The organism is Reyranella sp. (assembly GCF_050185545.1).
Lineage (GTDB): Bacteria > Pseudomonadota > Alphaproteobacteria > Reyranellales > Reyranellaceae > Reyranella.
The window spans coordinates 1-10,188 of sequence record NZ_JBFWZI010000220.1 but is presented as its reverse complement, the minus strand read 5'-3'; the positions used below and the strand labels follow the sequence as shown (position 1 = coordinate 10,188).

General features: G+C 66.6%; 10 protein-coding genes. 5 read left to right on the top strand and 5 right to left on the bottom strand.

All coding sequences use genetic code 11. From position 1 onward, the window contains the following. Both AB7O82_RS33470 and AB7O82_RS33465 read left to right on the top strand, forming a co-directional pair. The coding region (locus tag AB7O82_RS33470) for a long-chain-fatty-acid--CoA ligase (RefSeq protein WP_428621320.1) at positions 1 to 1,650 on the top strand (1,650 nt) is incomplete at its 5' end. A 97-nt stretch (positions 1,651 to 1,747) separates the two neighbouring features. After that, entirely contained in the window at positions 1,748 to 2,176 is a 429-nt protein-coding gene (locus tag AB7O82_RS33465; RefSeq protein WP_428540703.1) for a hypothetical protein, read from the top strand. 279 nt (positions 2,177 to 2,455) lie between these two features. Here the strand turns inward: AB7O82_RS33465 and AB7O82_RS33460 are convergent, their stop codons facing one another. Further along, entirely contained in the window at positions 2,456 to 3,022 is a 567-nt protein-coding gene (locus AB7O82_RS33460; protein WP_428540706.1) for a TMEM165/GDT1 family protein, read from the bottom strand. A 164-nt stretch (positions 3,023 to 3,186) separates the two neighbouring features. On the opposite strand from AB7O82_RS33460, the gene cysS reads away from it, so the two are divergent. Further along, on the top strand, positions 3,187 to 4,518 hold the full coding sequence (gene cysS / locus AB7O82_RS33455; protein WP_428540709.1) for a cysteine--tRNA ligase: 1,332 nt from the start codon (positions 3,187 to 3,189) through the stop codon (positions 4,516 to 4,518). A 203-nt stretch (positions 4,519 to 4,721) separates the two neighbouring features. On the opposite strand, the gene AB7O82_RS33450 is transcribed toward cysS, so the two are convergent. Further along, positions 4,722 to 5,009 (bottom strand): putative quinol monooxygenase, encoded by a 288-nt coding sequence (locus tag AB7O82_RS33450; RefSeq protein ID WP_428621318.1) that lies wholly within the window; start codon positions 5,007 to 5,009, stop codon positions 4,722 to 4,724. Positions 5,010 to 5,207: 198 nt separating this feature from the next. On the opposite strand from AB7O82_RS33450, the gene AB7O82_RS33445 reads away from it, so the two are divergent. Beyond that, on the top strand, positions 5,208 to 5,507 hold the full coding sequence (locus AB7O82_RS33445; RefSeq protein ID WP_428540715.1) for a DUF427 domain-containing protein: 300 nt from the start codon (positions 5,208 to 5,210) through the stop codon (positions 5,505 to 5,507). Between the two features lie 50 nt (positions 5,508 to 5,557). On the opposite strand, the gene AB7O82_RS33440 is transcribed toward AB7O82_RS33445, so the two are convergent. From AB7O82_RS33440 to AB7O82_RS33430, 3 genes are all read right to left on the bottom strand, one after another. After that, positions 5,558 to 6,157: a hypothetical protein gene (locus AB7O82_RS33440; protein WP_428540718.1), complete on the bottom strand. Its 600-nt coding sequence runs from the start codon at positions 6,155 to 6,157 to the stop codon at positions 5,558 to 5,560. A 276-nt stretch (positions 6,158 to 6,433) separates the two neighbouring features. Then, entirely contained in the window at positions 6,434 to 7,213 is a 780-nt protein-coding gene (locus AB7O82_RS33435) for an alpha/beta fold hydrolase (protein ID WP_428540721.1), read from the bottom strand. Positions 7,214 to 7,217: 4 nt separating this feature from the next. Further along, on the bottom strand, positions 7,218 to 8,492 hold the full coding sequence (locus AB7O82_RS33430) for an LLM class flavin-dependent oxidoreductase (RefSeq protein WP_428540724.1): 1,275 nt from the start codon (positions 8,490 to 8,492) through the stop codon (positions 7,218 to 7,220). Positions 8,493 to 8,690: 198 nt separating this feature from the next. Between AB7O82_RS33430 and ccrA the strand changes: the two genes are divergently transcribed. Continuing rightward, complete coding sequence (gene ccrA, locus AB7O82_RS33425) at positions 8,691 to 9,980, top strand: crotonyl-CoA carboxylase/reductase (protein ID WP_428540727.1); 1,290 nt, start codon at positions 8,691 to 8,693, stop codon at positions 9,978 to 9,980. The last annotated feature ends 208 nt before the right edge of the window (positions 9,981 to 10,188 follow it).

Sequence of the window (10,188 nt, the reverse complement as noted above, 5' to 3'; positions counted from 1 at the left end):
GACATCGATCCGTCGGTCTATCCGACCATCGTCTCGCTGCTCGAGGAGAGCTTCCAGAAGTTCCGTGACCGCAAGGCCTATGTCTGCATGGACAAGGCCATCACCTTCGGTGAGCTCGACGCGCTCTCCAACGCGCTGGCGGCGTGGCTGCAGGGCAGGGGCCTGAAGAAGGGCGCGCGGGTGGCGATCATGATGCCCAACGTGCTGCAGTATCCGGTCGCCGTGGCCGCCGTGCTGCGCGCGGGCTTCGTCGCCGTCAACGTCAACCCACTCTACACGGCGCGCGAGCTCGAGCACCAGCTCGGCGACTCGGGTGCCGAAGCGGTGATCGTGCTGGAGAACTTCGCCAGCACGCTGCAGCAGGCACTGGCCGGCGGAAAGCACCCGATCCAGCACATCGTCGTTGCTGCGATGGGCGATCTGATGGGCTTCCCGAAGGGACTTATCGTGAACTTCGTCGTGCGCCGGCTGCGCAAGATGGTGCCGGCCTGGTCGTTGCCCGGGCACACGCCCTTCAAGGCCGCCATCTCCACCGGCCGATCGATGGGCTACGCCCGGCCGAAGCTCCAGCCGGACGACGTCGCGGTGCTGCAGTACACCGGCGGCACGACCGGTGTGGCCAAGGGCGCCACGCTGCTCCATCGCACCATCGTCGCCAACCTGCTCGCGTCGGAAGCCTGGATGCAGCCCGGCCTGAAACGCAAGCAGCTCAGCGGACAGTTCACCATCGTCTGCGCGCTGCCGCTCTATCATGTCTTCGCGTTCATTACCTGCGGGCTGCTCGGCATGCGCACCGGCGCGCTCAACATCCTGATCCCCAATCCGCGCGACATGAAGGGCACGGTGGCCGAGCTTGCCAAGTACCGCATCAACATCTTCCCGGGCGTCAACACTCTGTTCAACGGATTGGCCAACCAGCCCGACTTCGCCAGGCTCGACTTCTCGCAACTCGCCATCTCCAACGGTGGCGGCATGGCGGTGCAGGAGGCGGTGGCCAAGAAATGGCTGGCGATCACCGGTTGCCCGATCGTCGAAGGCTACGGTCTCAGCGAGACCTCGGCGGGCGTCACCTGCAATCCGACCGATTCCGAGGCCTATACCGGCTCGATCGGCCTGCCGCTGCCCAATGTCGAGATCCGCATCCTCGACGACCAGGGCCAGGACGTGCCGATGGGCGAGGCGGGCGAGATCGCCATCCGCGGCCCGCAGGTCATGCAGGGCTACTGGCAAAGGGCGGACGAAACGGCGCTGGTCATGACGCCGGACGGCTTCTTCAAGTCGGGCGACATCGGGGAGATGGACGCGCGCGGCTACATCCGCATCGTCGATCGCAAGAAGGACATGATCGTCGTCTCGGGCTTCAAGGTCTTCCCCAACGAGATCGAGGCAGTGGTCGCCAATCACCCGGGCGTGCTGGAATGCGCCGTCGTCGGCGTGCCCGACAAGGCCTCGGGCGAGGCGGTGACGCTGTTCGTGGTGAGGAAGGATCCGGCGCTGACCAAGGAGGCGCTGGCGGCCTACTGCGCCGAGCAGTTCACCGGCTACAAACGACCGAAAATCATCGAGTTCCGCGACGATCTGCCCAAGACCAACGTCGGCAAGATCCTGCGCCGCGAGCTGCGCGACAGCGTCCTGAAGAAAGTCGCCTGACAAGTGCACGCGGCGTGCGGCGGCGGGCCACTTTCGCCCCATGGCCTCGATCCGCTATGATATAATTAGTAAATCTGCAGCGGGGGACGGTGGATTGATGGAAGCGAGAGTTCTGACGGCTGCGGCGCTGGCTGGCCTGGCGCTCGCGGCATGCGATCCGCTGCCGCGTCCCGACTATGTCGATGTCAAGCAGCCGGCGTCCTATCGCGTCGAGCCGGGCGGCACGCGCATCGACAACGCCAACTACAAGCTCGACAACCAGGGCTATCGACTGGACGACCAGGGCGAGCGGGTCGGCATGGTCGACGTACCGGAGAAGACCGAGGGCGACAATTCCAATGCCGTCGCCGGCTACTACATCAGCACGACCGGCACGACGGCGCCCGGCCGCGTCGCCTCGACCAGCGATATCGTGCCGACGGTGAGCACCGAGCCTTTGCCGTCGCAGATGCCGCAGCAGGTGCCGATCACGCCGACCCCCGGCAACGTCCCGCCGCCGCCGGGCTACGGCACGCCTCGTAACTGATATTGGCTGGCATGAGCCAGCCGGTTTCGTCCGTCGTTCGCTTCGCGCCCAGCTCTGGCGCAGACGCCGGTCCTGGAGGACGCGGACTTTCTGGCCGAAGCCTCGATTCGGCTGCCGCCCGAGTCATGGACCGCCACGACCTGGAAGGAGTGGACGTCGGCGTTCGGGCCGGCGACCGGCCGCAGGGGCCGCGCGCTCTTCCATCCGTTGCGGCTGGCGCTGACCGGGTAAAGCCGTTGTCCCTGATCGGGCGCGACAGGACCGCCACCGCCGCCCGGCTCACGGGGCGGACGGCATAGCCAAGGCGGCGAGGCCAAGCGCGACGAACAACGCGGCGGCGACGGCGCGCACGATCCTGAGCGGAAGGCGACGGGCAATGGCGTCGCCGAACAGCACTACTGGCACGTTGGCCAGCATCATGCCCGCGGTCGTGCCCGCTGTGACGGAGACCAGTGCGTTGAAGCGCGCGGCGAGCGCCACGGTGGCGATCTGCGTCTTGTCGCCGATCTCGACGATGAAGAAGGCGACCAGGGTGGCGAGGAAAGCGCCGGCCTGTTTGGCGGCCTGCGGTCCATCGTCCGGCTTGTCCGGGATGAGGCACCAGCCGGCCATGACGATGAACGTGCCGCCCAGGATCCAGCGCATCGCGTCGGCGCCGACCCAGGCCGCGACCATGGCGCCGATCCAGGCGGCAAGCGCATGATTCGCGAGCGTGGCGCACAGGATGCCGAGCACGATCGGCCACGGCTTGCGGTAGCGCGCCGCCAGCACCAGGGCCAGGAGCTGGGTCTTGTCGCCGATCTCGGCGATGGCAACGAGGCCGGTCGAGACGAGAAACGCTTCCATTGGGGCGCATTTGCACGCAAAGAACCGGTCGGATACACTGCTTTTATGTCGCTCCCCGCATTCCCGGGCGCCCTCACGGCGCGATGTAACTGAGGTTTCCGCTGCTGCCGTGATCGGCTGTGGCGTGTCGACCTTTGCAGCAATCTGATCGGGAGTAGGGGACCATGTCCCTCGTCGTCTACAACACGCTGTCGCGCGAAAAAGAGCCGTTCGTTCCCATCGATGCGGGCCACGTGCGTCTCTATGTCTGCGGCCCGACCGTCTACGACTACGTCCACATCGGCAATGCCCGCCCGGTGGTGGCGTTCGACGTGCTCTATCGCCTGCTCAAGCGGCGCTATCCGCGCGTCACCTACGTGCGCAATATCACCGACATCGACGACCGCATCATGGTGCGGGCGGCCGACAACCGCGAGACCATCGACGCGCTGACCACGCGCACCGCCAGCGCCTACCAGAGCGACATGCGGCGGCTCGGCGCGCTCACGCCCGACTTCGAGCCGCGCGCCACGCAGTATGTCGGCGAGATGGTCGAGATGATCGGCCGTCTGGTCGACAAGGGCCATGCCTATGCCGCCGAGGGCCACGTGCTGTTCAGCGTGCCGAGCATGGCCGACTACGGCCGCCTGTCGCGGCGCACGCGCGACGAGCTGGTCGCCGGCGCGCGGGTCGAGGTGGCACCCTACAAGAAGGATCCGGCCGACTTCGTGCTGTGGAAGCCGTCGACGGCCGAGCAGCCGGGCTGGCCGAGCCCGTGGGGCCGCGGGCGGCCGGGCTGGCACATCGAATGCTCGGCGATGAGCGCCCGGCATCTCGGCGAGACCTTCGACATCCATGCCGGCGGGCTCGATCTCATCTTCCCGCACCACGAGAACGAGATCGCGCAAAGCCGCTGCGCCTTCGGCCATGGGCTGATGGCGAAGTACTGGATGCACAACGGGTTCCTCAACATCTCCGGCGAGAAGATGAGCAAGTCGCTCGGCAACTTCTTCACCGTGCACGAGCTGCTCGACCAGTATCCCGGCGAGGTGATCCGGCTGCTGCTGCTGTCGGCGCATTACCGCCAGCCGCTCGACTTCACCCACGAAGGCCTGGTCCAGGCCAAGGCGACGCTCGACCGCTGGTACGGCATCCTGCGCGGCCGCGATGCCGCGCCGGCTGAGCCGGTGCCGCAGACGGTGGAGGAGGCGTTGTCGGACGACCTCAACACGCCGCTGGCGATCAGCGCCGTGCACCAGCTCGGCGATCCTGCAGCGCTGCGCGCCGGCGCCAATGCGCTCGGCCTCCTGCAGCAGGACGCCGAGGCGTGGTTCCGCTGGACCCCGGCCGGCGCCGCCGGACCGACCGACGCCGAGATCGAGGCGGCGATCGCCGCCCGCCAGGCCGCCCGCAAGGCCAGGGACTTCAAGGAGTCCGACCGCATCCGCGACGACCTCAAGGCCAAGGGCGTGATTCTGGAGGACGGCCCGAAGGGCACGACTTGGAAGCGCGGGTGAGGATGGAGGGACGTGACCCGTCGTGTGCTCGTCGCTGGGAGCGCGTCCCGGCAAGAACCAGACTCTTCCGCTGGGAGCGCGCCACTCCGATGGCGCTCATGGGATGTGTAATCAGCAAGAATAGCGCCAAAGGAGTGGCGCGCTCCCAGCAAAGAGTTGCTCGCGCTCCAGGCGAACGACTATGCCGCGCTCGGCATCTTACGTTAGGGGCCGAGGACGTTGCACGTCACGCAGACGCTCCTGGGCTGCAGCTCGCGCAGCGCCTTCAGGAACGTCGCCATGTGCGGCGTGGCGAAATGGTCCTTGAGCGCCTGTTCGTCGCGCCACAGCTCGCGCGCGCGCATCAGGTCGGGCTCTACCAGGTCGAAGGCGTAGTCGTAGCCGGCGCAGCCCGGCTCGGCGCGCGACGCCTCGATCATCGGGCGGGCCACGGCGCGCACGCGATCGGCGTCCTTGGGATCGAAGCGCGCGTCGGCGAGAACGACGAGCATGGCGGCCTCCTCGGCGTTTCCCGAACTGGATGGTTTGCACACCCCGGGACCTGGAGGGCGACGAGCAGAATCTGCCCTGGCCGAGGACCCGGGTGAAGCGCCACGCCCCGTATCCGGGCCCGGCGTCGCCCCTGGAGTCGCGGGCCGTCGGCACCATATAATCGACTCCTGCAGCTCTCCAACGAGAGGATCCGACGGATGACCCAGACGATGCACCGCACGGCGACCTGGCGCGGCATGACGATTGCCAAGAGCGACCATACGGTCGAGGTCGGCGGCTACATCTACTTCCCGCGAGACACGGTGCGTATGGACCTGCTCGAGAGCACGGCCAAGACGCCGCACGATCTCGAGTGCCCGCACGGCGTGCAGTTCTACGATGTCGTCGAAGGCGGGATGCGCAGCCCGCGGGCGGCGTGGTCCTACGAGGCGCCGCAGGCCAAGATGAAGCCGGTCGACCACTGGATCGGCTTCTGGGAGGACGTCGACGTCAAGTGAACGCCGAGGTCAGGTGAGAAAAACGGGCCGCGCCCGCGGCCCGGCCTCGCTTACTTGACCGGCGAGATCGCCGTGACCATCAGGGGGGTGGTGAGGCCGATCACGACGTCGCCGACCTTGATCTTCTTCAGCATGTCCTGCTTGGCGATGGTGTCGGCCCGGTAGGTCTGCACCGGGCCACCGCGCCCGTCGATCACCGACACCGTGTTGTTCGGCAGGTCGACGCCGACCACCGTCATGGTGAAGCGCCCGACCTGGATGTCAGTCGCATCGGGAGGCGACATCTGCTCGCGCCGGGCCTCGCGCGAGCCCGGTCCCTTCTGGCGCAGGTTCAGCAGCGTCACGACCTGGTTGTAGGTGATGTTGGCGTTCGAGCCGTCGGCCAGCGTCGCCAGGCTGCCGATGAGCGAGCTCGCGACCGGGCAGACCACGAACTGGCCGTTGGGCAGCCTGAACGCAATGGTGCCGCCTTCGGGATCGGCCGACTCGATCGTGACCTGCCGCGTGACAGTCTGGTTGAAGGCGACGCCGACGCGCGGCACCGCCGTCACCTGCGCCGTCACCTGCCGTTCGGTCAGCGTCACGCCTATTGCCAGCACCGCCGCGAAAAGCGAAACGCCCGCGGCCTTCTTCATCGAACGGATCATCATCGGCGAATCCCTCGCAAACCTTAACGCGCTGGACAATAGCGATCCGAGACGACGGTGCAACCACAACTCAAGTGCTCCTCCCCAGCTCTGCTGGGGAGGTGTCGCCGTGTTACGGCGACGGAGGGGTCATTGCCCTCATGGTCGGGAGCACGCCACTCCGTGGCGCTCATGGGGCGTCAGCTTCAGAAGAGATGTGCGCCACGGAATGGAGCGCTCCCGGCCATGACCACTCCGTCCCGTATGACGGGGCGCCTCCCCACTTCGTGGGGAGGTGAGCTAAGAGAGATGCGCCAGGGCTGCCTTCGAGACCGCGTCGGGCTGGTCGAGATAGGCGAGGTGGCCGGCGCCGGTAACGGTCTCGACGCGCGCCGAGCGGCCGATCCCGCTCACGAACTTTTGCGCATAGCCCTGCGGCAGGATGGCGTCGGCCTCGCCCCAGACAATCAGGGTGGGCGCCTCGATCAGGCCGAGGCGCTTTTCGAGGCGTGTATTGCCGAGCGGCCAGAAGGCGCGCGCCGCTGCTTCCGAGGCGCGTGTCATCTCGATTGGCCATTCGGTCGAGTTGGCGCCTTCCGGCGGCGCGACCAGCTCGCTCCATTTCGCCGCATTGGCGCACATCAGGCCGGGCAGCACGTCCTTGCGCTGCGCCCACGGATCGGTCGCCGGCTCCTTGTCGTCGAACAGGCCGAACGGCGCGATCAGCACCAGCTTGCGGACGTAACCGGGAAAGATCGCCGCCATCTCGGCGGCGAAGGCGCCGCCGACCGAAGCGCCGATCAGGTCGGCGCCGGCCAGCCCCGTCTTGTCGATCAGCTGACGCACCGCCAGCACCCAGTCGAGATGGCTGTCGAGCTCCGTGTGCCCGGTGGCGCCGGGATAGCCGGGCAGCGACGGCGCGATCACCGTGCGCGTCTCGGCCAGCTTGTCGAGGAACGGCAGCCAACGCGGCAGCCCGCCCAGGCCAGCGAGAAAGCCGACCTTGCGGCCGCTGCCCTTGCTCCAGACGCGACACGGGAAACCATTGACCTCGACGGTGGTCGTCTTCGGCTGCGACACGCGACTACTCCGCGGCGACGAGCTTGGGCTGAAAATTCGGTACCGCCGCACGCTGGCCCCTGGCCAGCGGCTTGGGCCACCACTTGTCCTCCCACTCGCCGAACAGGTCCTTGACCTTGGGCATCACCTTCTCCGCGAACAGGCGCGTGTTGTACTTGGTGGTGTCCTTGCTCATGTTGCCGTACTGCAGCAGCAGCATCAGATGGCCGACATTGAGACTGGTCGCGACGTGGCGGATCTGCTCCACCACCTCGTCGGGCGAGCCGATGATGACGTAGCCGCCGTCGACGATGTCCTTCATGTTGGTCGCCTTGAGGCTGAGCTTGCTCTGGTAGCTCGCCGTGTTGGCGGCCTTGGACACCATGCTCTCGATGCCGGCACGCTGCGTCGCCTCCGTCGTGTAGCCCGGTGGCGTGGCGAAGCGTGCGTCGACGTGCAGGCAGCGGCCATAGAAGTACTCGGCCGGCTCGGTGTAGAGGTCGAGCGCCTGCTGGCGGCTCTCGGCCACGCCGACGAACTGCAGGAAGCCGGCGCGGTAGGGATTGCGGTCCTTGCCGAGCTTGGCCATCTCGTTCCAGAAGCCCTGCATGGTCGTGAGCCCGGCCTTGTAGCCGTAGTACGACAGGTAGCAGTAGACGTAGTCCATCTCGGCGCACCAGCGCCACGTCTCGATCGAGCCGCCGCCCGGGATCCAGATCGGCGGATGCGGATCGTCCTGGATCGGCCGCGGCCAGATGTTGACGTAGCGCTGCTGGTTGAAGCGGCCGGAGAAGGCGAAGGTCTCCTTCTCGGTCCACGCCTTCTTCACCAGGTCGTGCGCCTCGTAGTAGCGCTCGCGCAGCATGCTGGGGTTCTGGCCGTAGGCGAAGCAGGTATCCATCGGCGAGCCGACCGGGAAGCCGGCGATCAGCCGGCCGCCCGAGATGCAATCGATCATGGCGAACTCTTCGGCCACCCGGGTCGGCGGATTGTAGAGCGCCAGCGAGTTGCCCATGACGCAGAGCGCGGTGTCGGTCGTGCGCCGGGCCAGCGAGCTCGCGATCAGGTTGGGCGAGGGCATCAGCCCGTAGCCGTTGGAATGGTGCTCGTTCACGCAGACCGCATCGAAGCCCACTTCGGCTGCGAACTCGAGCTCGTCCATGAAGTCGTTGTACATGTGATGGGCGCGGCGCGGGTCGAACAGCGACGAATGGATGTCGACCCAGACCGAGGGGTGCTTCTTGTTGAAGTCGTCGGGAAGCTCCGTGTAGGGCATCAGGTGAAACCACATGAGCTTCATGGCGCGCTCTCCCGGGCTTGAAATGGATCGGTAAACGGTCGTTTACCCCGGTGCCGACTTGGCTTCAATGTGTGGCTTCCGCAGGGTGAGGGTAATTTTATTGTTATTGCCTCGGGGCAATCGCAACGATCCGCAATTTGTGCGTTGCAATCTCGCGTCCGCAACAATAACTTTCGCTGCATTGCAGGAGGCATCGTCATGTCCGTTGTTGCTTTCGCGGCCCGCCCGCATCCGACGGCCAACCAGCCGAGGAAGGATCTCTACGAGATCGGCGAGATCCCGCCGCTCGGCCATGTCCCGAAGAACATGTACGCCTGGGTCATCCGGCGCGACCGCCATGGCCCGCCCGAGCAGTCGATGCAGCTCGAGGTCGTGCCGACGCACACGATCGGCGAGGACGAGGTGCTGGTCCTCGTGATGGCTGCCGGCGTCAACTACAACGGCGTGTGGGCCGGTCTCGGTATCCCGATCTCGCCGTTCGACGTCCACAAGCAGCCCTTCCACATCGCCGGCTCGGATGCCGCGGGCATCGTCTGGGCGGTCGGCGCCAAGGTGAAGCGCTGGAAGGTCGGCGACGAGGTCGTCGTCCACTGCAACCAGGACGACGGCGACGACGAGGAGTGCAATGGCGGCGACCCGATGTTCTCGACCAGCCAGCGCATCTGGGGCTACGAGACGCCGGACGGCTCGTTCGCGCAATTCTGCAAGGTGCAGGCGCGCCAGCTGATGAAGCGCGCCCAGCACCTCACCTGGGAGGAGAGCGCCTGCTACACGCTGACGCTGGCCACCGCCTATCGCATGCTCTTCGGCCATCGTCCGCACATCCTGCGGCCCGGCCACAACGTGCTGGTGTGGGGCTCCGCGGGCGGCATCGGCTCGATGGCCGTGCAGCTGATCGCCACGGCCGGCGCCAACGCGATCGGCGTGATCTCCGATCCGTCGAAGAAGGATTTCGTGATGTCGCTCGGCGCCAAGGGCGTCATCAACCGCAACGACTTCGATTGCTGGGGCCAGCTGCCCGACGTCGACGACCAGAAGGGCTACGCCGAGTACATGAAGAAGTGCCGCAAGTTCGGCGCGGCGATCTGGGAGCATACCGGCAAGGGCAACGACGTCGACTTCGTGTTCGAGCATCCCGGCGAGCAGACCTTCCCGGTCTCGTGCTTCATCGTGAAGCGCGGCGGCATGGTCGTCTTCTGCGCCGGCACGACCGGCTACAACCTCACCATGGACGCCCGCTTCGTGTGGATGCGCCAGAAGCGCATCCAGGGCAGCCACTTCGCCAACCTGCTGCAGGCGAGCCAGGCCAACCAGCTGGTGATCGAGCGCCGCATCGATCCGTGCATGAGCGAGGTCTTCGACTGGGCCGACATCCCCAAGGCCCATACCAAGATGTGGAAGAACCAGCACAAGCCCGGAAACATGGCCGTGCTGGTCTCCGCCAAGCGCTCCGGCCTGCGCACCCTGGAAGACGCGCTGGAGGATTGAGGGCGAGGCCAAGAAGAAGTCGCTCATGGCTGGGAGCGCGCCACTCCGTGGCGCTCATGATTCTTCTCGCGGACCGCGGGCGTCTCGTCCACTCATCGATCATGAGCGGGCGAGACGCCCGCGGTCCTCATGAGCGCCAGAGAGTGGCGCGCTCCCGGCAAAGACCCTTCGCTTCGCGACCGCATTGCTCCGTATGCCGCTATCGAGA